The organism is Methylibium sp. (genome assembly GCF_965279545.1).
Taxonomy (GTDB): Bacteria; Pseudomonadota; Gammaproteobacteria; order Burkholderiales; family Burkholderiaceae_C; genus Methylibium.
In genome coordinates this window covers 1,425,873-1,446,287 of the sequence record NZ_OZ257250.1, presented here as the reverse complement: position 1 = coordinate 1,446,287, position 20,415 = coordinate 1,425,873, and the positions used below count along the sequence as shown (strand labels likewise).

The following is a 20,415-nucleotide window of genomic DNA, read 5'->3' as shown; positions in this document are numbered from 1 at the left end:
GCCTACAAACACCTGGCGCCGGCAGAAAGAGAAAGGGCACCCGCAGGTGCCCAGGTCCGTGGCGGCGCAGCCCGGTTCACACGCGCTTGCGGTACTCGTGGGTGCGGGTGTCGATTTCGACCTTGTCGCCGGTCTGCACGAAGAGCGGCACCGAGATCTCGAAGCCGGTGGCGAGCTTGGCGATCTTCAGCACCTTGCCCGAGGTGTCGCCCTTGACGGCGGGTTCGGTTTCGGTGATCTCGCGCACCAGGCTGGTCGGCAGTTCGACCGAGATCGCCTTGCCGTCGTAGAACACCACCTCGACCGGCATGCCGTCTTCGAGGTACTGGATCGCGTCGCCCATGTTCTCGGACTCGACCTCGAACTGGTTGTACTCGGCATCCATGAAGGCGTACATCGGATCGGCGAAATAGGAGTAGGTGCACTCCTTCTTCTCGAGCACGATCTGGTCCATCTTGTCGTCGGCCTTGAACACCACTTCGGCGCCGGAACCGTTGAGCAGGCTCTTCATCTTCATGCGCACCGTGGCGGAGTTGCGGCCGCCGCGGCTGTATTCGGTCTTGAGCACGACCATCGGGTCCTTGCCCTGCATGATCACGTTGCCGGCGCGGATTTCCTGTGCGAGTTTCATAGCGTGTCCTGTCGTTGCTGGCCTGTCGTGGCGTGGGCCGCTCCAGGTTCTCGGTTTCCTGGCGCGCCTGCAGCGGCCCGAGGCCGTTGGCATGCCGGGGTATCCGGGCGCGCAAAGCCTTGGATTTTAGCCTGTCGAGATCGCGAAGCGGTAGAGGCGGCTGGCGAGGTCGCCGTCGCGGGTGGCCGCGTCTTCCATCGCACCGCAGCGGGTCTGGGCATGAAGACGCCAGGCGGCCCGGTCGGGCTCGTCCGCAGGAGCGTCGGCGCGGCCGTTCGGTACACCGTTCCACTGGTGGAACCGACTGCGCAGCGCTTGCACCAGGGCAGGGGGGGCGCCCTGCAGGTAGACGCCGAGGAACGCGTCGAGCTTGGCCTGGTGCGCGCCATCGTGTTGCGGGTAGAGCTGCCAGACGAAGGGCCGCGCGGCCCAGAGAGCGCGCACCAGGGAGTCCTCGCCACGCACATGGTTCAGGTCGCAGGACCACAGCAGGCGGTCGTAGTCGTCCTGTGTCAGCCACGGCAGGAAATGCACCTGCAGCGCGCCCTGCCGCACGCTGCTGCCCGGCTCGCCGGAGCAGGCCAGCAGCGCTGCGACCTGTCGCGCCGCCGGCCCGGGCGTGACCAGCAACTGTGTCGGCATCGTTTGCCAGCGCGTGAGGCAGTGAGCCAACGCCGGCTGCTGGTAGCAGAACAGGCTCAGGAGCCGGTCCGCTGGGGCGGCGGCGATCCCCAGCGTGGCCAGCCAGGCGGCCGGCTCGAAGCGTTCGCGCTCTTCGGCCAGGCCGTCCTCGCGCAGCAGGCCGCCGGTGGCCGGCGTGAAGCCGGGATAGAAAAACCACTTGTCCAGGCCCGCCGCCGGCCCCTGGAGCTGGGGTGAGCGCATGGCGTGGCTGCGCGCGGCATAGGCTTCGGCGCTGAGGTATTCGAGGTTGATCCACACCGGTGCGCGCGGCGCGCCGGCCATGCGCTCCACGAACCCGATGGGCGGGTCGCAACCGAAGGTTTCGACCACCACCTCGCCGGGCCGCTCATCCGCCGTCGGCTCGCGCCATGGCAGCACGCGCACACCGCGGGCGCCGTTCGGCGCCATCCAGGCCAAGGCCGAAGCATCGTCGACCCACAGGCGCACCTGCTGGCCGAGCGCGGCCAGTCGTCGGGCGAGGCGCCAGCACACGCCGAGATCGCCATGGTTGTCGACGACGTGGCAAAAGACGTCCCAGTGCAGTGCCTCGCCGGTTTGCATGCGGGGCATTATCGAAGCCCTGCCCGCAACGGGCGCCGGGCGCGAAAATGCAGCCCTTGCACCCTGCCGGCGCCCCACCGGGGCCCGGCACACAATCCGCCGCGATGCACGACGCCATCCCCTCACCGCAGACCGAGACGCCGGACGCGCCAGCCGATCCGGCCCGCCGGCAACTGCTCGACGACGTCGCGGCGCTGCCCGGTTTGCCTGGCGTCTACCGCTACTTCGACGCCCAGGGTGCGCTGCTCTACGTGGGCAAGGCGGGCAACCTGAAGAAGCGCGTGTCGAGCTACTTCCAGAAGACCCAGGGCGACACCCGCATCGGTCACATGGTCGGCAAGATCGTGCGCCTGGAGACGACGGTGGTGCGCTCCGAGGCCGAGGCGCTGCTGCTCGAGAACAACCTGATCAAGACGTTGAACCCGAAGTTCAACATCCTGTTCCGCGACGACAAGAGCTATCCCTACCTGAAGATCACGGGAGTGTCCGCGCCGAGCGGGCCTGGAGCGCCGAAGGCCGGCCAGTACCCGCGCATGGCCTACTACCGTGGCGCGGTCGACAAGCGGCACCGCTACTTCGGCCCCTACCCGAGCGCCTGGGCGGTCAAGGAGTCGATCCAGCTGCTGCAGAAGGTGTTCCGGCTGCGCACCTGCGAGGACACGGTCTTCAACCACCGCACCCGGCCTTGCCTGCTGTACCAGATCAAGCGCTGCTCGGGGCCCTGCGTGCAGGCCGTCGCGGCGGACGACTATGGGCGCGACGTTCGCAATGCCGAACGCTTCCTGCTCGGCGAGCAGCAGGAGGTCATGGACGCGCTGCAGGCGCAGATGATGGCGCACGCCGACGCGCTGGCGTTCGAGAAGGCCGCCGAGATCCGCAATCAACTGGGCGCGCTGTCGCGCGTGCTGCACCAGCAATCGGTCGAGAACACCGCCGACGGCGCTTTCGACAAGGACGCCGACATCCTGGCCGCGGTGGTGCAGGGCGGCCGGGCGTGCGTGAACCTCGCGATGGTGCGCGGCGGCCGCCATCTGGGCGACCGACCGCATTTCCCGACGCACGTCGAGGAGGCCAGTGTGCTGATCGATGTGGGCGCCGACGCGGTCGAGCCGGGCGAGGGCGCCGCGGCCGTGCCCACCCAGGTGCGCGTCGAAGTCCGGGTGCTGGAAGCTTTCATCTCGCAGCACTACCTCGACGGTGCGCCGCCGCCGCTGTTGATCACCAGCCACGCGATCGACAAGGCGCTGGTCGAGACTCTGACGCAGGCCAGCGGTGTGCGCATCACGGCCTTGCACCAGCCGCGCGACCAGCGCCGGCAGTGGCTGGAGATGGCGCTGACGAATGCCCGGATCAAGCTGGCGCAGCTGCTGGGCGAAGAGGGCTCGCAGCAGGCCCGCACGCGCGCGCTCGTCGACGCGCTCGATCTGGCGCCCGACCAGCTCGAGCGCCTGCGCATCGAGTGCTTCGACATCAGCCACACGGCCGGCGAGGCGACGCAGGCTTCGTGCGTGGTGTTCGAGGACCACAGGATGCAGCCGGCCCAGTACCGCCGCTACAACATCACCGGCATCACGCCCGGCGACGACTATGCTGCGATGCGTCAGGTGCTGACGCGCCGCTATGCCAAGCTCGCCGAAGCCGCGGCCAAGGGCGGGGCGAAGCTGCCCGACCTGGTGCTGGTCGATGGCGGCAGGGGCCAGGTCGCGATGGCGCGCGACGTGTTCGAGGAGCTCGGTCTCGACCTGTCGCTGATCGTCGGCGTCGAGAAAGGCGAGGGGCGCAAGGTCGGGCTCGAGGAACTGGTGTTCGCGAACGGCCGGGCCAAGGTCTACCTCGGCAAGGACTCGGCCGCGCTGATGCTGGTGGCACAGATTCGCGACGAAGCGCACCGCTTTGCGATCACCGGCATGCGTGCCAAACGTGCCAGTGTGCGCACTGGCAGCAGCCGGCTGGAAGACATCGCCGGCATCGGCCCGAAGAAACGTGCGAAGCTCTTGCAACGCTTCGGTGGCGCACGCGGCGTCGCCAGCGCGAGCGTCGATGACCTCTCGGCCGTCGACGGCATTTCCAGAGAACTGGCGGAGGAAATCTACCGTGTCCTGCACTGAATCACCGGTGCGCCGCGCGCCCTGGAACGCAGCCCGACTGGCGGGTGCCCTCGCGTTGACACTGAGTGCCTGCTCGACCGCGCCGCCGCCCGCGCCAGCGCCCGCCCGGCCCGGCGCGCCCGCACCCGCATCAAGGCCGTCCGGCGCATTGCCGGCCGCCGAAGCGCCGCGAACGCTGGCCGCGCTGAGACTGCATGCGGCGAGGCGGTTGGTGGCGGCCAATCCGGGCATGACCTACACCGGCGAGGTGCCCGACCCGCTGCTGGCGATTCCCGTGCTGGAGGTCGAGCTCAACGCCGACGGCAGCGTGCGCCGCATCGAGGTGCTGCGTGAACCGCGCCAGGCGAAGGACACGACCCAGCTCGCGATCGACGCGGTGCGCCGTGCGGCCCCGTTCGGCGATGTATCGCGGCTGCCCCGGCCGTGGAAGTTCACCGAGACTTTCCTGTTCCGGGACGATCGCAAGTTCAAGCCGCGCACGCTCGATTCCTGATCCGCGCGGGGGACTGGCGCGGCCGGCGGTCCTTCTTGGGCACAATGGCCCCATGTTCTTCACGCTGCCGACACTGCTGACCTGGGCGCGCATCGTCGCGATTCCGCTGATCGTCGGTGTGTTCTATCTGCAGGTCCAGCCTTCGCTGCAGAACCTGATCGCGACGGTGCTGTTCATCGTGGTCGCGCTCACCGACTGGGCCGACGGCTACCTGGCGCGCAGGCTGAACCAGACCTCGTCCTTCGGTGCCTTCCTCGACCCGGTGGCCGACAAGTTCCTGGTCTGCGCCGCCTTGCTGATCCTCGTGCAGCTCGACCGCGTGAACGCACTGATCGCGCTGGTGATCATCGGCCGCGAGATCGCGATCTCGGCGCTGCGCGAGTGGATGGCGCAGATCGGCGCCTCGCGCAGTGTCGCGGTGCACATGTTGGGCAAGCTCAAGACCACGGTGCAGATGGTCGCGATTCCCTTCCTGCTGTTCGACGGCCGGCTGTTCGACCTGATCGACACCCACCTCTGGGGCACGGTGCTGATCCTCGTCGCCGCCGCGCTGACCATCTGGTCGATGGTGTACTACCTGCAGAAGGCGCTGCCCGAGATCCGGGCCAAGGCGCGCTGATGTCACCGGCCCAACGGCGCGCGCTGTTGATCGGCGCGATGCTTGCTGGTGGTCGGACCGCGCTCACGGCGATGGGTGTGGCTGTTGTGCTCCGTTCGTCGCGCAGGGCGTCGGCGCTCGATGCATGAGCGGCTCGACCTGTTCCGTCGGCTTCACAGGCTGTCATGTTCGCTGTGCCGTCGCAGCCTGCAACCAGCGTGTCAAGTGCCAGGGCGACGCTGCGGCTGCATGGGGGAATACGCATAGAATCGCCTTCCGCGCTTGACACCCCGCAGGCTCACCGCTGTAATGATCCGCAGTCCAAGCGGTCTTTCGCAGCGCGTCCCACCGGGCTTGGTCCCGCACCTTCCACCATAGACTGAGACACCTTTCAGAGGGGGTACCTTTCGTGAACAAGACTGAACTGATCGAACACATCGCCAAGCAGGCCGACATCTCGAAGGCCGCTGCCACGCGCGCACTCGAGGCGCTGATCGGCGGTGTGCGCACGACGCTCAAGAAGGGCGGAAGCGTGTCGCTCGTCGGGTTTGGCACATTTGCCGTGACCAAGCGTGCAGCGCGCAGCGGACGCAATCCGCGCACCGGCGACACGATCAAGATCAAGGCAGCCAAGGTTCCGAAGTTCCGCCCGGGCAAGGCTCTGAAGGACGCGCTCAACTGAGCCGTGTCGACTCGGGTGCTTAGCTCAGTTGGTAGAGCGGCGCCCTTACAAGGCGTAGGTCGGGGGTTCGAGCCCCTCAGCACCCACCATCCCGGAGTCAGCAGTCGCAGGCGGTCCCGATCGCTTCGATAGAATCCCGAAGTGGCACGTTTCGCGAGACGTGCACGAGAGCCAGTCCCCCAAAGGCGAACCGCGGTTCGCCTTTGTCGCATGTGGACTGCAACAGATCACTCGAGGCCATCGATGTTTGAATTCGTTCGTTCGCACACCCGCTTGTTCCAGTTCGTGCTGGTACTGCTTGTCTTCCCGGCCTTCGTGTTCTTCGGTGTCCAGGGTTACACCGGCTTCAGTGGCGGCAACGCCTCCGTTGCGAAAGTGGCGGGGCACTCGATCACGCAGGCCGAATGGGATGCGGCGCACCGCAAGCAGGTCGAGCGTTTGCGCGCTCAGTCGCCGGGCGTCGACTTGAAGGTGTTCGACACGCCCGAGGCGAAGCAGAACACGCTCGATGCACTGGTGCGTGAGCGCGTGATGCTGGTGGCTGCCGACAAGCTGCACCTGACTGCCAGTGACGAGCACCTGCAGCGGGTCTTTGCCAGCGATCCGCAACTCGCTTTCCTGCGCAAGCCCGACGGCAGCCTGAACGCCGAACTGCTGGCGGCCCAGGGCCTGAATGCGCGGCAGTTCGAGCAGCAACTTCGCCAGGATCTGGCGATGCGCCAGGTCCTGCTCGGCATCAGCGGTACGGCATTGGCACCGAGCCGCAGCACCGCGGAGGCGCTCGATGCGGTGCTGCAGCAACGAGAAGTCCGCATTGCGCGCTTCGAAGCGAAGAACTTCGTGGTCAAGGTGCATCCGAGCGACGCCGACATCGAGGCCTACTACAAGGATGCCCGGCACGCATCGGAGTTCGAAACGCCCGAACAGGCGTCGCTCGAGTACCTCGTGCTCGACCTGGACGCGATCAAGTCCGGCCTGACGGTCAGTGAGGAAGACCTGCGCAAGTACTACGCGGAGAACGAAGGCCGCTACACCACCCCGCAGGAGCGACGGGCCAGCCACATCCTGATCAAGGCCGAGCGCAGCGCGTCCGCCGAGCAGCGCGAGAAGGCGAAGGCCAAGGCGACGGCCCTGCTCGCCCAGGCGAAGCAGGATCCGGGCAAGTTTGCGGAATTGGCGAAGAAGAACTCGGAGGATCCCGGCTCCGCGGTGCAGGGAGGCGATCTCGATTTCTTCGCGCGTGGCGCGATGGTCAAGCCTTTCGAGGACGCGGCCTTTGCCTTGAAGCCCGGGCAGCTCGGCGACGTGGTGGAAAGCGACTTCGGTTACCACGTGATCCTGCTCACCGCCGTGCGCGGCGGCGAGAAAAAGCCCTTCGACGCGGTCAAGGCCGAGATCGAGAACGAGGTCAAGCAGCAGCTGGCTCAGCGCCGCTTTGCCGAAGCGGCCGAGACCTTCAGCAACACCGTGTACGAACAGGCCGACAGCCTCAAGCCGGCGGCCGAAAAACTCAAGCTGACCGTGCGCACCGCCACCGGCGTGACGCGCGCGCCGGCCCAGGGTGCAACCGGGGCTCTTGCAAACCCGAAATTCCTCGAGGCACTGTTTGCCACCGACACCCTGCGCAACAAGCGCAACACCGAAGCAGTGGACCTCGGCGGCAACCAGCTCGCTGCGGGCCGCGTCGTCGAATACGCCCCGTCGCGCAAGCTGCCGCTGACCGAGGTCAAAGAGCGGGTTCGCGAGCGCGTAGTCGCAGAACAGTCGGCCACACTGGCGCGCACGGAAGGCTTGGCCCGGCTCGCGGCATGGAAGGGGGGCGCCGAGCCCGAAGGCCTGGAGCCCGCATTGAAGGTCTCGCGCAACCAGCAGCAGGCGCTCCCGCCTGCGCTGATCGACGCGGTGATGAAGGCGCCGCCCGCGCCCTTGCCGTCCTGGACCGGCGTCGATTTCGGCGAGGAAGGCTATGCAGTGGTGCGCATCGACAAGCTGCTGCCGCGCGACACGACAGCAGCCGATGAGAAGCGGCTGCAGCAGCAGTACGCGCAGATCTGGGGCGCGGCCGAGGACGAGGCCTACTACGCCGCGCTGAAGGAGCGCTACAAGGTCAAGATCACCGGCGTGGCCAAGGGGGGCGAGAACGAATCGACGGGCGTCTCGCGCTGAGCGGCTCCGCTATAATTCAGGGCTCTGCGGTGGCTGTAGCTCAGTTGGTAGAGTCCAGGATTGTGATTCCTGTTGTCGTGGGTTCGAGTCCCATCAGCCACCCCACGGATTTCCCCTCTGTCGACGGCCCTTCGGGGCCGTTTGCATTGGTGGGTGCCGGGATCGTTGCTGCGAGGCTGCACATCAGCCTCTTCGTGCATGTTCTTTCGATCGCGGGTGCTGCTGCCTTTGCCAAAGTCTTGCAGATGCTTGCCGCGTGCCGCCGCATCGTTCGCAGCGGGGCAGGGAAGGCAGCAGCCAATTCCCCCCGAAGCGGGATAGGTACCGACCGGAGCGAGGAATACCCTGCCGACCATGCCTTCTTACGCCTCCTACCAATCCTTCAACAACCGAGCCGCGCTGGCGCGATCGAGTATCGCGGGCTGTTATTCCTGCCTGGGCACCTTCAAGCCGGAGGAGGTGAGTTCCTGGGTGCATGACGACACGACCGCCGTGTGTCCGCTCTGTGATGCGGACACCGTGCTTCCGAACGTCAGCGATCTGGCGGCACTGCGAGCTGCGCACGCCGGCCAGTTCGACGATGCGGAGACGGTGCCTGCCGTCCTGTCGTTGACCCCAGAGCGCGAATAGCGGGCTGCACGCGGCTGGCGAGTCCGGAGGGGCCGTATCGCGCGCACCGTGCGTGCACACCGTCTGGATTCACCACGGCCTTCGCAGTGGCCACCCCCTGGCCATGGGCGTGTCGGGGTTGGTCCTGAGAGATCGGGCACGGCATGAGAGTTTGCGCTGACGCAAGCCATGACCGGGGAGGCCGCCTCATCATCAGCGCGTCGCATTTCGCCGCTCATTCATGCCCAGACGCATCCTGATCCTGCAGGGTCATCCCGACCCGAGCGCGCAGCATCTTGGCCATGCGCTGGCCCAGTCCTATGTCGACGGCGCACGCGCGGCCGGGCACGAAGTGCGCACCGTGACCGTGGCTGAACTCGACTTCCCCTTGCTGCGCAGCAAGGGGGCCTGGGAGGCCGGGCTGCTACCGCCAGTCCTGCAGGCAGCACAGCAGGACATCGGCTGGTCCGAGCACCTGGTGCTGTTCTTTCCACTCTGGCTCGGTGGGATGCCGGCGTTGCTGAAGGGCTTTCTCGAGCAGGTCGCATGCCCTGGATTCGCGCTGTCGAAGCCCGATGAACGGGGCCGATTCCGCAAGCTGCTGCAGGGCCGCTCGGCGCGGATCGTCGTCACGATGGGCATGCCGGCGCTGCTGTACCGATGGTACTTTCGCGCACACAGCCTGAAGGCGCTGGAGCGCAACATCCTGGGTTTCGTCGGCATCTCGCCGGTTCGCGAGACCCTGGTGGGCAGTGTCGAGAGTCTGAATGAAGCGCAGCGCTCCCGTTGGCTCGACAAGCTGCGGAGCCTGGGCCGCGAGGCCGGCTAGCGTTGTCGGTACTGCTCGCTGCCGAACAGCATCTTGCGCGATTCCTCGTCGACCAGCGGCTTGCGCTGCCGGGCCAGCACCTCGACGCCCCGCTGCACCGCGGGGCGCGCGGCCATCTCATCGAACCAGCCTTTCAGATGCGGGTAGTCGTTCCAGTCGATGCCCTGGTTCTTCCACGAGCGCAGCCAGGGAAAGATCGCGATATCGGCAATGCTGTAGTCGGCCCCGGCGATGTATTTCGACTTGGCCAACTGGCGGTTCATCACACCATACAGACGCTTCGCCTCGTTGGTGTAGCGGTCGATCGCATAGTCGATCTTCTCGGGGGCATAGATGCGGAAGTGGTGCGTCTGGCCGAGCATCGGGCCGACCGCCCCCATCTGGAACATCAGCCACTCGAGGACCGCGTACTTGCCGCGCACGCTGGCCGGCAGCAGCCGGCCGGTCTTGTCGGCAAGGTAGAGCAGGATCGCGCCGGACTCGAACAGCGAGATCGGCTTGCCGTCCGGACCGTCCGGATCGACGATGGCGGGGATCTTGTTGTTCGGGCTGATCGCCAGGAATTCCGGCTTGAACTGATCGCCGGCGCCAATATCGACGGGAAATGCACGGTATGGCAGCCCGCACTCCTCCAGCATGATGTGCACCTTGTGTCCATTGGGCGTGGCCCAGGAATACACTTCAATCATCTTGAGAGTCCTCGGTGCGTGAAGCGGTGATCCGTCGGATCGCTCGAGGTCACTCTATTCGATCGCAAGAACCCATGCTCGACTCCTTCAAGCGCTGGATCGACGGCAGGCACGGCAGCCCAGACGGGCGCTGTCTGCATGCTTGGGCCAAGCAGCGTGGGCTGGTGGTCAAGCGGGTGCGCGGTGGCGAGGGCATCGTGGTCGAGGGCGAGATGCACGGCACGCCCTGGCGCATGGAGTGGGGCACGCCCCAGCGCGCCTATCTGCTCGATCGCGAACTGCGCTTGCGCATGGATCTCGGCCTGCCGCAGAACCTGCAGATGATGGTGATCTCGCGCGTGTTGGCCGAAGAGTTGGAACAGGCCGCTTATGCGCTCTTCACGCAGGACATGCAGACGCAGATCGATTCCGGCATGCCCGAGGAGATGCGCTGGCTGGCGATGTTCCCCAAGACCCAGCTGGCGTCGCTGAAGGCGCTGCGTTCGCGCTTTTCGACCGCGGCGAATGCCGTGGGGCCGCTGGCCCACTGGCTGGACAAGGAACTGGTGGCGCAACTCCGGGCCGCCTGGCAAGGCTGGCTGGGCGACGAGGGGCCGCTGGTGCTGATGGTTCTGCGCGGCCGGCTCTACCTGCGCCTGGAATCCACGCAGCCGGACGTGGCCTTGCTCGATGGTGCGATGGCGCTGTTCGAGGCGGCGGCGCGCAGCGCGCTCTGCGCCGCCGAGGGAAGCTCTTCCCAGCCGCAGTGGCCGACGACCAGCACGACGGCCTGGCAAAGCCAGCTGCCGTCGAACTGACCGGACGCCGGCACTGAGGCAGCGTCAGGCCGCCGCGTACTTGCCGAGTTCGAGCTTGGCGATCGCGTTGCGGTGTACCTCGTCCGGCCCGTCGGCAAAGCGCAGCGTGCGAGCCGCCGTGTAGAAGTAAGCCAGTGGGAAGTCCTCGCACAGGCCCGCGGCGCCGTAGGCCTGGATCGCCCAGTCGATCACCTGGCAGGCCATGTTCGGCGCCACGACCTTGATCATCGCGATCTCGGCCTTGGCCGCCTTGTTGCCGGCCCGGTCCATCATCCAGGCCGCCTTCAGCGTCAGCAGCCGCGCCATGTCGATCCTGCAGCGGGCCTCGGCGATGCGCTCGCGCGTCACGCCTTGGTCGGCCACCGGGCGACCGAAGGCCACCCGTGCGCCGGTGCGCCGGCACATCAACTCGAGCGCACGCTCGGCCAGCCCGATCAGCCGCATGCAGTGGTGGATCCGACCCGGACCGAGCCGGCCCTGGGCAATCTCGAAGCCGCGGCCCTCGCCGAGCAGGATGCTGCTCGCGGGCACACGCACGTTGTCGAAGCTGATCTCGCAGTGGCCGTGCGGCGCGTCGTCGTAGCCGAAGACCGACAGTGGGCGCAGCACCTCGATGCCCGGGGCGTCGCTCGGGATCAGGATCATCGACTGCTGGCCGTGACGCGGCGCATCGGGGTCGGTCTTGCCCATGAAGATGTAGACCGCGCAGCGCGGATCGCCGGCGCCCGAGATCCACCACTTGCGACCGTTGATCACGTAGTCGTCGCCCTGGCGCTCGATGCGCGCGGCGATGTTGGTCGCGTCCGACGACGCCACGTCGGGTTCGGTCATCGCGAAGGCGCTGCGGATCTCGCCGCGCAGCAGCGGCTCGAGCCAGCGCTGCTTCTGCTCGGCGCTGCCGTAGCGCACGATGGTCTCCATGTTGCCGGTGTCGGGCGCGGAGCAGTTGAACACCTCGCTGGCCCAGGGCACGCGGCCCATGATCTCGGCCAGCGGCGCGTACTCCTGGTTCGACAGGCCGGCGCCGTAGTCCCCCGAGGTGTCCTGTTTGCCGTCGGCACTGGCGGGCAGGAACAGGTTCCACAGTCCTTCGGCACGCGCCTTGGGCTTGAGCCGCTCGATCACCTGCAGCGGCGTCCAGCGCTTGCCGGCCCGGGTGTTGGCTTCGATCTCGCTCCAGTAGCCCGCTTCGGCCGGGTAGATGTGCCGGTCCATGAAGGCCGAGAGGCGCGCCTGCAGGTCCTGGGTGCGCGGTGAGTAGTCGAAGTCCATGCGTGTCTCCTGATGTTCTGCCGGGTGCGCGCCGCAGGCGCTGACAGCGGGGCCGGCGGATGCCGGGATCGTGGCGTCAGCGCTGCCGCTGTGCGATGGCCCACCCCAGTTCGGCGAGCGGTCGTGCGCCCGCTGCAGCTTGCCGTGCCTGCTCGCTCGCTGCCGTGCCATCGAGCACCCGCTTGGCGATGCCCTGCAGGATGCCGGCCATGCGGAACAGGTTGTACGCGAGGTAGAAGTTCCAGTCTGTCGCCAGCGCGTCGGTGCTGCCGCGGCCGGTGCGTTCGCAATAGCGCCGCATGTACTCGGCCTCGGTCGGGATGCCGAGCGCCGCGACATCGAGCCCGCCGATGCCTCGAAAGCTGCCCGGCGGGATGTGCCAGCTCATGCAGTGGTAGCTGAAGTCGGCCAGGGGATGGCCCAGCGTCGAGAGTTCCCAGTCGAGCACCGCGACGATGCGCGACTCGTTCGGATGAAAGATCAGGTTGTCGAGCCGGTAGTCGCCGTGGACGATGCGGGTCTGTGATTCATCGCGCGCGCTGGCCGGGATGTGGGCTGGCAGCCAGTCGATCAGACGCTCCATCGCGTCGATCGGCTCGGGGCCGCCGGCGCCCAGTGAGCCCTGGTACTGGCGGCTCCAGCGTCCGATCTGGCGCTCGAAGTAGTTGCCGGGCTTGCCGTAGCCTGCCAGGCCGCAGGCCGCGAAGTCGACGCGGTGCAGCGCCGCGATCACGCGGTTCATCTCGTCGTAGATCTCGCTGCGCTGCGCGTTCGTCATGCCGGGCAGCGCCTGGTTCCACAGCACGCGGCCCTCGACGAACTCCATCACGTAGAAGGCGCGGCCGATCACCGACTCGTCTTCGCACAGCAGGTGCATCCGTGCGACCGGCACCTCGCTGCCGGCGAGCGCGCGCATCACCGTGAACTCGCGCTCGATCGCATGCGCCGACGGCAGCAGCCTGGCCACCGGCCCCGGCTTGCTGCGCATGACGTAGCTGCGCTGCGGCGTGACGAGCTTGAAGGTCGGGTTGGACTGACCGCCCTTGAATTGCTCCACGACCAGCGGGCCGCGAAAGCCATCGAGCGCGTTCTCGAGATAGGCCTGCAGAGCGCCGATGTCGAAAGTGTGCTGCGAGGTGACGGGCTTCGTTCCGGTCTGGGCGTCCATGGTCTCTCGGAGTCAGTTCATCGTTCGGCGATCGCGAGCAGCCGGTCGCGCGACAGCACCACCAGGCGCGAGGGCTCGATGCGCACCGCGCCCTCCCGCTCGAAGCCCTTGAGCTCCTGGTTCACGCGCTGGCGCGAGGCCCCCAGCAACTGCGCCAGGTCTTCCTGCGCGAGTTGCAGTCCGATGCGGATCTCCTCGCCCTGCGCAATGCCGTAGCTGCGGGCCAGCAGCAGGATCTGCTTGGCGAGCCGCGCCGACAGCGGTCGCGTGTTGAGGTCTTCCACCAGGTCGTAGGCCAGCCGCAGCCGGCGGCAGTTGAGGCGCAGCAGGGCTTCGTACAGCTCCACGTGCCGGGTCAGCAGTTCCTTGAAGTCGGCCTTGCGCACCACCAGCAGCGTGGTGTCGCCATGGGCGTTGGCGTCGTGCGTGCGAGGCAGGCCGTCGAACAGCGCCGTGTCGCCGAACCAGATGCCCGGTTCCACATAGGTCAGCGTGATCTGCTTGCCCGACAGCGACACTGAACTGATGCGCACCGCACCCCGGGCCACGCCGCACCACTCGTCGGCCTGCGCGCCGCGTGAGGTGAGCATCAGCCCGTCGGGCACCCGGCGCACGGCGGCTCGCGCAAGGATCGCCCGGCGCAACGGGGGGGACAGTTTGCTGAACCACGGGCCCGAGTCGATGTGCTGTTGTTCGTCGAGTGTAAGAACGGGGTCGTGCATGGCTTGTCCCGGACGTGACAGCATCGTGGAAGCTGCGCGGTCGATTGTCCACATGGCAATCCATGGGTTCGAGGCGATCCGGCGCGGCGGCCGGCAGCGTCTCGACGGTGAGGAGGGGAAGCGCGGCGCGCTACAGGATGTCTGCGCTGGCGGCCGGCGCCGTCTCTAGCCCGGAGGGCCTCTCAAGTCGACAGGCGCAGGTACTGCGCCAGCACTTTCTCCATCGTGGTGTGTCGCTCGTGCTCGTGCAGCCACTGCGTGGGCGCGAGGTTGACCGCCCGCACGACCGACTCGTCACCGCTGCCGACATCGAGCACGTTGATGCAGGCGGGCTGCTGCTCCAGGCGGCCGAAGAAGGCACGCTGTCCGGCCAGCGCAGTGGACAGCAGCGCGCGGTTGACCCCGCCGTGGAGCACCAGCAGCAGGCATTGCCAGTCGCTGCGGGCGCGCCAGGCATCGAACGCGGGCAGCACGCGATCGAGCAACTCGCCGATCGTTTCGCCGCCGAGGAAGCGCTGTTGCTCGGTGTCGGCACCTGCCGCGGCCTGGAAGGCCCCGAGAAAGGCCTGCTCGATCTGATCGGGCGGGATGTCGGCGAGCCGGCCACCGCGGATTTCCTGCAATGCCGGCTCCTGCTCGAGCGGCAGCACTTGGGCCGAGGCCGACAGCACCCGTTGCGCCGTCTGCACCGTGCGAGGCAGCCCGCTCACCAGCACGCGATCGAAGCGCACGCCGCATTGCGCGAACAGGGCGCCAGCCGCATCGGCCTGCCGCTCGCCCTCGGCGTTGAGCGGCACGGTGTCCGGCGCCACGGGTGTGCCGTCCGGCAAGAAGTAGTCGACCGAGCCATGTCGCATCAGGTAGATGCGGCGGCGTGCCGCCGGGGCCTTCACCGGGCGGGCCCGCTAGCGGAAGCGGGGCTCACGTTTCTCGAGGAAGGCCTGCAGGCCTTCGGCGCCGTTGGCATGGGACAAGGTGTCGGCAAAGTGGGTGCTTTCGGAGTTCAGGTGCTCGTTCAGCGGCCGCAAGCGAGCCTGGTTCACGAGTTCTTTGGCACTGGCCAGCACGTTCGGCGCGCAGGCCGAGAGCTGGTGAGCCCATCGCAGAGCTTCCACGAATGCCTGGCCGCTGTCTGTCACGCGATTGACAAGTCCCCGGGCCTGCAACTCGCGTGCAGTCACCGGTTCGCCCTGCCAGATCAGCTGCAGCGCCAGTGCGCGCGGCAGGGCCCGGGCCAGGTGCCAGCTGCCGCCACCGTCGGGTGACAGGCCAACGTGTCCCTGCGCCATGGCGAAGCGGGCGTCCTCGGCCGCGACGATCAGGTCGCAGGCGAGGGCCAGCGAGAAGCCGCCGGCGGCAGCGGTGCCTTCGACGGCTGCGATGACCGGTTTCGGGTGCGTGCGCAGCGCCTCGATGAACTGGTTGAACATCTGCCCTTGCTGCATCGCTGCGCCTGGGTCTTTGCGGTCGGCAGCCAGGCGCTGGAGATCGCTGCCGGCGCAGAAATGTGCTCCGTCGCCGACCAGCACCACGGTGTGGACCGACGGGTCCGCCTCGGCGACGCTGAGCGCTTCGATGCCCGCGGCCAAGACCTGGGGAGTCAGGGCATTGCGGCTGCCCGGATCGCTGATCGTCAGCACCAAGGTCGTGTCGCGTCGCTCGGTGCGCAATTCTGCGGTCATCGTCGGTCTGCAGCAGGGTATCGGGGCAGGCGAGAATTGTGTCACGCGCAGCAGCAGCAGCCGTGTCGGCGGTACACCCGAGTCGGTGTGTCCGCGCCGGTCGGCGCGGCCTTGGCGGGTCGGCTCCATGCTAGAGTCCATCGCGGTTGACAAAAGAAGAGCTATGCATCTCAGCACGCGAAAACTACTGATCGGTTTGAGCCTGTGGACGTTGGCACAGGGCGTATCGGCCGTCGGTTTCGGGCGGCTGCCGGACACCACGACGCTCGGTCAACCACTGGAGCTGAGGATCCCGCTGCGGGTCGAGTCCGGCGAGGACTTGCGCCCCGAGTGTCTGAACGGCGAGGTTCATTTCGCAGAGAACCCGCAGCAGCCGGGTACCACGTCGCTGCGACTCGATCCCGCCGAGCCCAGCGCGACCGAGCGCGTGCTGCGTCTCGCCACCACAACGCGGGTCGACGAGCCGATCGTCACGGTCGAGATCACCGTCGGCTGCGCCGCGAAGGTCACGCGCCGATTCACGCTGTTTGCAGATCCACCGCTGCTGGCGCCTGTCGAGGCGGCAGCTCCGGCGGCCCCGGCTGTTGCAAGCGAGGCCGCTGTGCCCGCTGCTGCGGCAAGCCGGCCGGCCGCGCAGGAGCGTGCCGCACCTGTGCCGCGCGAAGCCGCGACCCCGGCCGCCCCCGCGCGCAGCCGGGCGGCCACCGCCAAGCGCAAGCCTGCAACGGCCAACACGGTAGCCCCCCCCCGGCCCGCGCCCCAACGCAGCGCGCGTGCAGCTCGCCCGGCCGACGGCAGCAGTGCTCGCCTGAAGCTCGCGCCGCTCGAGGCCGGCGCGATGGTGGCGGCGACGCCGACGCCGGCCGAAGTGGCGGCCAGTGCGGCAGCCGCGGAGCAGGCGGCCAGTGCGGCCAGTGCCGCAGCCATGGCCGAGGCGGCGCGGGTGCGCGTCGCAGAACTCGAAGCCGCGATGAACCGGCTGCGTCTCGAAACCGCCACCACGCAGCAAGCGATTTCCGGCCTGCAGACCCGACTCCAGCGTGCCGAGGGCGACCGCTACAGCAACCCGCTGGTCTATGGCCTGGCGGCTGTGCTGGCGATCCTGCTCGGTGTGGTCCTCTGGCTCTGGCGCCAGCGCAGCCAGGAACGCCAGTCGCATGCCTGGCTGGTGCAGGCGGCCACGCCGCAGGACACCGCGACCGCGGTACCGCCGGCGGCCACCGCGGCGGCCGCAGCTTTCGCACCGGTGCCGACGCTCAAGGCCTGGGTCAGCAAACCCAACGAGATCGACGGTTTCGATGACACGCTCGCAGCCACCCGCGCCGGGACGATGTCGATGGCCGGTGCCTTGTCGGAACCCGGGCCGCTGAACGCCGTCCGGCCACTGAGTGCGGCACAGAAGCGCGAGGTCTCGGTCGAGGAACTGATCGACCTGGAGCAGCAGGCCGAGTTCTTCGTCGTGCTGGGGCAGGACGCCGCCGCGATCGAACTGCTGATGGGGCACCTGCGCAGCACCTCCGGTGCCAGTCCGCTGCCTTACCTGAAGCTGCTGGAGATCTACAAGCGCCGCGGCGACCGGACCGACTACGAGCGCCTGCGGGATCGCTTCAACAGCCGCTTCAATGCCTACGCACCGGTGTGGGAGACCGATCTGCAGGGCGGACGCACTCTGGAGGACTACCCGGCGGTCATCACGCAGCTCCAAGCCCTCTGGTCCACGCCGACGCGGGCGATGGACGTGCTGCAAGCCAGCCTGTTGCGCGCCGATGATGCCGGTGCCGACCCGGAAGGCAGCGACAGCTTCGACCTCCCGGCCTATCGCGAGCTGATGCTGCTGTACTCCGTCGCGCGCGATCGCTCCGAAATCGAAGCCGGCGGGGCGGTGGACCTGTTGCTGCCCCTCGGGGCCGGTGAGCAGAAGGACGAGGCCGGCTCCAGCAGCGTCTTCGAACGCCTGCTGGCGACCACCTCGCTCGAGGCCCAGCCTGGGGCCCAGAAACCCCTGGAGGTCGATCTGTCGCTCGAGGAACTCGAGCCCAAGCCGGCGCCCGGTGAGCCGGGCAACGACTCCGGCTCGCGCGGCTGAGCCCCCGCGCGGCCGCGGACTGCCTCAGTCAGCTCGTTGCTGCAAGGCCTCACGCAGACGTTGCAGCGCCGCATCCAGCGTCGCCTCCCGCTTGGCAAAGCAGAAGCGCACGACGCACTGCTCGAAACCCGCTTCGTAGAACGCTGACAAGGGGATGGCCGCCACGCCGACCTCGGTCGTCAGCCAGCGGCAGAATGCGGCCTCGGTGCGTTCGCGGTGTGCCGGCAACTTGGCGTAATCGACGCACTGGAAATAGCTGCCCTCGCTGGGCAGCAGTGTCAGCCCGGTACCGGCCAGTCCCGCGCGGAATCGGTCTCGCTTGCGGGCGTAGAAGTCCGGCAGGTCGAGGTAGGGCCGTGGGTCGGCGAGATAGGCGGCGAGGGCATGCTGCACCGGCGTGTTGACGGTGAACACGTTGAACTGGTGCACCTTGCGGAACTCCGCCATCAGCGCGGCGGGTGCCGCGGCGTAGCCGACTTTCCAGCCGGTCACGTGGAAGGTCTTGCCGAAGCTCGAGACGACGACGCTGCGCGCCGCCAGTTCCGGGTGGCGTGAGACGCTCTGGTGCAACCGGCCGTCGAAGACCATGTGCTCGTAGACCTCGTCGGCGATCACGATCACATCGGTTGGCCGCAGCAGCGCCGCCAGGCGCTGCATTTCGTCGGCAGTCCAGACGGTGGCGCTCGGATTGTGCGGCGTGTTGACGAGGATCGCCCGGGTGCGCGGTCCGAGCGCGGCGCCGATGCGTTCGAAGTCGGGGCGAAAGCTGCCGGGTGTCAGCGGCACCCGCACCACCGTGGCGCCGGTCAGTTCGATGTTCGGCGCATAGCTGTCGTAGCAGGGCTCGAGCACGATCACCTCGTCGCCCGGATGCACCAGCGCGAGGATGGCGGTGAGGAGGGCCTGGGTGGCGCCGGCGGTGATGGTGATCTCGCGGTCCGGGTCGTAGCGATGCCCGTACAGCGCCTCGGTCTTCGCGGCGACGGCATCGCGCAACGCCGGCACGCCAGCCATCGGCGGGTACTGGTTGTGACCGGCACGCATGGCCCGTGTCACGGCGTCGATCAAAAGGGGGTCGCATTCGAAGTCCGGGAAGCCCTGTCCCAGGTTGACCGCGCCGTGCTCCTGGGCCAGCGCGGACATCACGCTGAAGATCGTGGTCCCCACGCGCGGCAGGCGGCTTTGCGGTTGCGGCGTGCGTGCCACGGGGTCGGTGTTCACGGGATCAGAGTTCGTAGTTTTCGGCGTCGCCTTGCAGCGCACGCGCGATCAAGGCGCGCGTCAGCCGGTCCGACAGCAGCTCGGTGAAGGTGTAGACGAAATTGCGCAGATAGACGCCGCGCTTGAAGGCCAGCCGGGCGACGTTGTTGCCGAACAGCTGGCCGGCCGGCCGCGTGACGAGGTCGCCGCCGGGCGCACAGGTCGGGTCGTCACGCACCGCCATCTCGGCCACGATGCCCACACCCAGTCCGAGCCGCACGTAGGTCTTGATGACGTCGGAGTCGATCGCTTCGAGCACGATGCTGGGCTTGAGGCCGCGTGCCGCGAAGGCCTGGTCGATGCGGGTGCGGCCGGTGAACGAGGGGTGGTAGGAAATCAGCGGCTCCTGGGCCAGTTGTTCCAGGTTCAGCCGCTCGTGCGCCGTCAGCGGATGGTTCACCGGCAACACGATCACATGCTGCCAGTCGTAGCAGGGCAGGGTGACGAGCGCTTCGAAGTCGCTCAGCGATTCGGTCGCGAGGCCGACCTCCGCGGTCTCGTCGATGAGCATCTGCGCCACCTGCTCGGGCGTGCCCTGGTGCAGGCTGATCGCCACCTTGGGGTGGCGCTTGCGCAGTGCAGCCACCGGCCCCGGCAGCACATAGCGCGCCTGGGTGTGGGTGGTGGCGATCGACAGCGTGCCGGCGTCCTGCTGGCTGTACTCCTCGCCGATGCGCTTGAGGTTGCCGACCTCGCGCATGATGACCTCGATGGCCGCGAGCACCTGCTGTCCCGGCTCGGTGACGCGCTTGAGGCGCTTGCCGTGACGCGCGAAGATGTCGATGCCGAGTTCACCCTCGAGCTCCAGGATGGCCTTGGAGATCCCGGGTTGCGAGGTGTGCAGGGCCTTCGCGGTCTCGGTGAGGTTGAGATTGCGACGCACGGCTTCCTGGACGAAACGGAACTGATGCAGGTTCATCGGGAGGTGCGCGCGGCAGCGCGAGACGGGTGAAGCGAAATTATCTCAGTGCATCCCTTGCGCCGCGCGGCGTCAGCGCGTGGGCGGCTGCACCAGCGCCCAGGCGGCGTCGGCCATCGCGTCGACCACCCTGTCGATTTCGCCGATCGCCGGCGCGAGCTGCCAGGCAACCTGCGGCAGCTCGCGGCGCAGCCTGTCCAGCAACGCCGGCAGGTCCTTGCGCACGTGGCCGCCGGCGCCCAGGAACAGCGGCAGCACGCTCACGGTCGTGCAGCCCTGCGCCGCGAGCATGTGGCCGGCGCTGTGCAGGTCGGGTGTCATGAATTCCAGGAAAGCCAGTGCCACCGGCGTGTCCGGCGCGCGGTCTCTCAGGCGCCGTGCCACCGCTTCGAAGGGGCTCGACCACAAGGGGTCGCGGGCGCCATGGGCCAACAAGAGGATGCCGTGCTGCATGGCGGC

20 protein-coding genes and 2 tRNA genes are annotated in these 20,415 nt (G+C 67.9%); 11 read left to right on the top strand and 11 right to left on the bottom strand.

The window, feature by feature from the left end:
- Positions 1-76: 76 nt before the first annotated feature.
- Positions 77-631, bottom strand: coding sequence for an elongation factor P (efp, locus tag ACQY9S_RS06745; RefSeq protein ID WP_428424143.1), 555 nt, complete (start codon positions 629-631; stop codon positions 77-79).
- 126 nt (positions 632-757) lie between these two features.
- Positions 758-1,876 (bottom strand): elongation factor P maturation arginine rhamnosyltransferase EarP, encoded by a 1,119-nt coding sequence (earP, locus tag ACQY9S_RS06740; protein ID WP_428424141.1) that lies wholly within the window; start codon positions 1,874-1,876, stop codon positions 758-760.
- 104 nt (positions 1,877-1,980) lie between these two features.
- Here earP and ACQY9S_RS06735 point away from each other — a divergent pair, with 104 nt between their 5' ends.
- From ACQY9S_RS06735 to ACQY9S_RS06695, 9 genes are all read left to right on the top strand, one after another.
- The gene (locus tag ACQY9S_RS06735) at positions 1,981-3,984 is read left to right on the top strand and encodes an excinuclease ABC subunit UvrC (RefSeq protein ID WP_428424139.1); all 2,004 of its coding nucleotides are present in this window, start codon (positions 1,981-1,983) and stop codon (positions 3,982-3,984) included.
- 229 nt (positions 3,985-4,213) lie between these two features.
- Entirely contained in the window at positions 4,214-4,477 is a 264-nt protein-coding gene (locus tag ACQY9S_RS06730) for a hypothetical protein (RefSeq protein ID WP_428424137.1), read from the top strand.
- A 52-nt stretch (positions 4,478-4,529) separates the two neighbouring features.
- The gene (pgsA, locus tag ACQY9S_RS06725) at positions 4,530-5,096 is read left to right on the top strand and encodes a CDP-diacylglycerol--glycerol-3-phosphate 3-phosphatidyltransferase (protein ID WP_428424135.1); all 567 of its coding nucleotides are present in this window, start codon (positions 4,530-4,532) and stop codon (positions 5,094-5,096) included.
- Positions 5,097-5,484: 388 nt separating this feature from the next.
- A complete protein-coding gene (locus tag ACQY9S_RS06720) occupies positions 5,485-5,757 on the top strand; it encodes an HU family DNA-binding protein (protein ID WP_011829551.1) in 273 nt (90 codons plus the stop codon).
- Positions 5,758-5,770: 13 nt separating this feature from the next.
- Positions 5,771-5,846, top strand: a tRNA-Val gene (locus ACQY9S_RS06715).
- 154 nt (positions 5,847-6,000) lie between these two features.
- Positions 6,001-7,923: a SurA N-terminal domain-containing protein gene (locus tag ACQY9S_RS06710; protein WP_428424133.1), complete on the top strand. Its 1,923-nt coding sequence runs from the start codon at positions 6,001-6,003 to the stop codon at positions 7,921-7,923.
- A 29-nt stretch (positions 7,924-7,952) separates the two neighbouring features.
- Positions 7,953-8,028: transfer RNA gene (locus ACQY9S_RS06705), tRNA-His, on the top strand.
- A 249-nt stretch (positions 8,029-8,277) separates the two neighbouring features.
- The gene (locus ACQY9S_RS06700; protein ID WP_428424131.1) at positions 8,278-8,553 is read left to right on the top strand and encodes a hypothetical protein; all 276 of its coding nucleotides are present in this window, start codon (positions 8,278-8,280) and stop codon (positions 8,551-8,553) included.
- Positions 8,554-8,773: 220 nt separating this feature from the next.
- Positions 8,774-9,361: an NAD(P)H-dependent oxidoreductase gene (locus ACQY9S_RS06695; RefSeq protein ID WP_428424129.1), complete on the top strand. Its 588-nt coding sequence runs from the start codon at positions 8,774-8,776 to the stop codon at positions 9,359-9,361.
- Here ACQY9S_RS06695 and ACQY9S_RS06690 read toward each other — a convergent pair.
- Positions 9,358-10,050: a glutathione binding-like protein gene (locus ACQY9S_RS06690; RefSeq protein ID WP_428424127.1), complete on the bottom strand. Its 693-nt coding sequence runs from the start codon at positions 10,048-10,050 to the stop codon at positions 9,358-9,360. The genes ACQY9S_RS06695 and ACQY9S_RS06690 overlap by 4 nt on opposite strands.
- A gap of 74 nt (positions 10,051-10,124) precedes the next feature.
- Here ACQY9S_RS06690 and ACQY9S_RS06685 point away from each other — a divergent pair, with 74 nt between their 5' ends.
- Positions 10,125-10,847 (top strand): hypothetical protein, encoded by a 723-nt coding sequence (locus ACQY9S_RS06685; RefSeq protein WP_428424125.1) that lies wholly within the window; start codon positions 10,125-10,127, stop codon positions 10,845-10,847.
- A 24-nt stretch (positions 10,848-10,871) separates the two neighbouring features.
- Here the strand turns inward: ACQY9S_RS06685 and ACQY9S_RS06680 are convergent, their stop codons facing one another.
- From ACQY9S_RS06680 to ACQY9S_RS06660, 5 genes are all read right to left on the bottom strand, one after another.
- On the bottom strand, positions 10,872-12,119 hold the full coding sequence (locus tag ACQY9S_RS06680; RefSeq protein WP_428424123.1) for an acyl-CoA dehydrogenase family protein: 1,248 nt from the start codon (positions 12,117-12,119) through the stop codon (positions 10,872-10,874).
- A 76-nt stretch (positions 12,120-12,195) separates the two neighbouring features.
- A complete protein-coding gene (locus tag ACQY9S_RS06675) occupies positions 12,196-13,287 on the bottom strand; it encodes a phosphotransferase (RefSeq protein WP_428424121.1) in 1,092 nt (363 codons plus the stop codon).
- A gap of 17 nt (positions 13,288-13,304) precedes the next feature.
- Positions 13,305-14,009, bottom strand: a complete 705-nt coding sequence (locus tag ACQY9S_RS06670; RefSeq protein WP_428424119.1) for a Crp/Fnr family transcriptional regulator — start codon at positions 14,007-14,009, stop codon at positions 13,305-13,307.
- Between the two features lie 182 nt (positions 14,010-14,191).
- Positions 14,192-14,866: a histidine phosphatase family protein gene (locus ACQY9S_RS06665; protein WP_428425616.1), complete on the bottom strand. Its 675-nt coding sequence runs from the start codon at positions 14,864-14,866 to the stop codon at positions 14,192-14,194.
- A 48-nt stretch (positions 14,867-14,914) separates the two neighbouring features.
- The gene (locus ACQY9S_RS06660) at positions 14,915-15,691 is read right to left on the bottom strand and encodes an oxepin-CoA hydrolase, alternative type (RefSeq protein ID WP_428425614.1); all 777 of its coding nucleotides are present in this window, start codon (positions 15,689-15,691) and stop codon (positions 14,915-14,917) included.
- Here ACQY9S_RS06660 and ACQY9S_RS06655 point away from each other — a divergent pair.
- On the top strand, positions 15,618-17,777 hold the full coding sequence (locus ACQY9S_RS06655; protein WP_428425850.1) for a type IV pilus assembly protein FimV: 2,160 nt from the start codon (positions 15,618-15,620) through the stop codon (positions 17,775-17,777). The genes ACQY9S_RS06660 and ACQY9S_RS06655 overlap by 74 nt on opposite strands.
- A gap of 24 nt (positions 17,778-17,801) precedes the next feature.
- Here the strand turns inward: ACQY9S_RS06655 and ACQY9S_RS06650 are convergent, their stop codons facing one another.
- The 3 genes from ACQY9S_RS06650 to ACQY9S_RS06640 all read right to left on the bottom strand — a co-directional run bounded on the left by ACQY9S_RS06650 (position 17,802) and on the right by ACQY9S_RS06640 (position 20,409).
- Entirely contained in the window at positions 17,802-18,998 is a 1,197-nt protein-coding gene (locus tag ACQY9S_RS06650) for a pyridoxal phosphate-dependent aminotransferase (protein WP_428424117.1), read from the bottom strand.
- A gap of 4 nt (positions 18,999-19,002) precedes the next feature.
- Complete coding sequence (locus tag ACQY9S_RS06645; RefSeq protein WP_428424115.1) at positions 19,003-19,956, bottom strand: CysB family HTH-type transcriptional regulator; 954 nt, start codon at positions 19,954-19,956, stop codon at positions 19,003-19,005.
- A gap of 72 nt (positions 19,957-20,028) precedes the next feature.
- Positions 20,029-20,409, bottom strand: a complete 381-nt coding sequence (locus ACQY9S_RS06640; RefSeq protein ID WP_428424113.1) for a sirohydrochlorin chelatase — start codon at positions 20,407-20,409, stop codon at positions 20,029-20,031.
- Between the last annotated feature and the right edge of the window lie 6 nt (positions 20,410-20,415).

Excerpts from the sequence above, each read along its gene's own strand:
- earP (WP_428424141.1), bottom strand. The coding sequence starts at position 1,876 with ATGCAAACCGGCGAGGCACTGCACTGGGACGTCTTTTGCCACGTCGTC.
- ACQY9S_RS06730 (WP_428424137.1), top strand. The coding sequence starts at position 4,214 with ATGACCTACACCGGCGAGGTGCCCGACCCGCTGCTGGCGATTCCCGTG.
- ACQY9S_RS06735 (WP_428424139.1), top strand. The coding sequence starts at position 1,981 with ATGCACGACGCCATCCCCTCACCGCAGACCGAGACGCCGGACGCGCCA.
- ACQY9S_RS06645 (WP_428424115.1), bottom strand. The coding sequence starts at position 19,956 with ATGAACCTGCATCAGTTCCGTTTCGTCCAGGAAGCCGTGCGTCGCAAT.
- ACQY9S_RS06685 (WP_428424125.1), top strand. The coding sequence starts at position 10,125 with ATGCTCGACTCCTTCAAGCGCTGGATCGACGGCAGGCACGGCAGCCCA.
- ACQY9S_RS06710 (WP_428424133.1), top strand. The coding sequence starts at position 6,001 with ATGTTTGAATTCGTTCGTTCGCACACCCGCTTGTTCCAGTTCGTGCTG.
- ACQY9S_RS06700 (WP_428424131.1), top strand. The coding sequence starts at position 8,278 with ATGCCTTCTTACGCCTCCTACCAATCCTTCAACAACCGAGCCGCGCTG.
- ACQY9S_RS06680 (WP_428424123.1), bottom strand. The coding sequence starts at position 12,119 with ATGGACTTCGACTACTCACCGCGCACCCAGGACCTGCAGGCGCGCCTC.
- ACQY9S_RS06690 (WP_428424127.1), bottom strand. The coding sequence starts at position 10,050 with ATGATTGAAGTGTATTCCTGGGCCACGCCCAATGGACACAAGGTGCAC.
- pgsA (WP_428424135.1), top strand. The coding sequence starts at position 4,530 with ATGTTCTTCACGCTGCCGACACTGCTGACCTGGGCGCGCATCGTCGCG.
- ACQY9S_RS06665 (WP_428425616.1), bottom strand. The coding sequence starts at position 14,866 with ATGCGACATGGCTCGGTCGACTACTTCTTGCCGGACGGCACACCCGTG.
- ACQY9S_RS06675 (WP_428424121.1), bottom strand. The coding sequence starts at position 13,287 with ATGGACGCCCAGACCGGAACGAAGCCCGTCACCTCGCAGCACACTTTC.
- efp (WP_428424143.1), bottom strand. The coding sequence starts at position 631 with ATGAAACTCGCACAGGAAATCCGCGCCGGCAACGTGATCATGCAGGGC.
- ACQY9S_RS06670 (WP_428424119.1), bottom strand. The coding sequence starts at position 14,009 with ATGCACGACCCCGTTCTTACACTCGACGAACAACAGCACATCGACTCG.
- ACQY9S_RS06640 (WP_428424113.1), bottom strand. The coding sequence starts at position 20,409 with ATGCAGCACGGCATCCTCTTGTTGGCCCATGGCGCCCGCGACCCCTTG.
- ACQY9S_RS06660 (WP_428425614.1), bottom strand. The coding sequence starts at position 15,691 with ATGACCGCAGAATTGCGCACCGAGCGACGCGACACGACCTTGGTGCTG.
- ACQY9S_RS06695 (WP_428424129.1), top strand. The coding sequence starts at position 8,774 with ATGCCCAGACGCATCCTGATCCTGCAGGGTCATCCCGACCCGAGCGCG.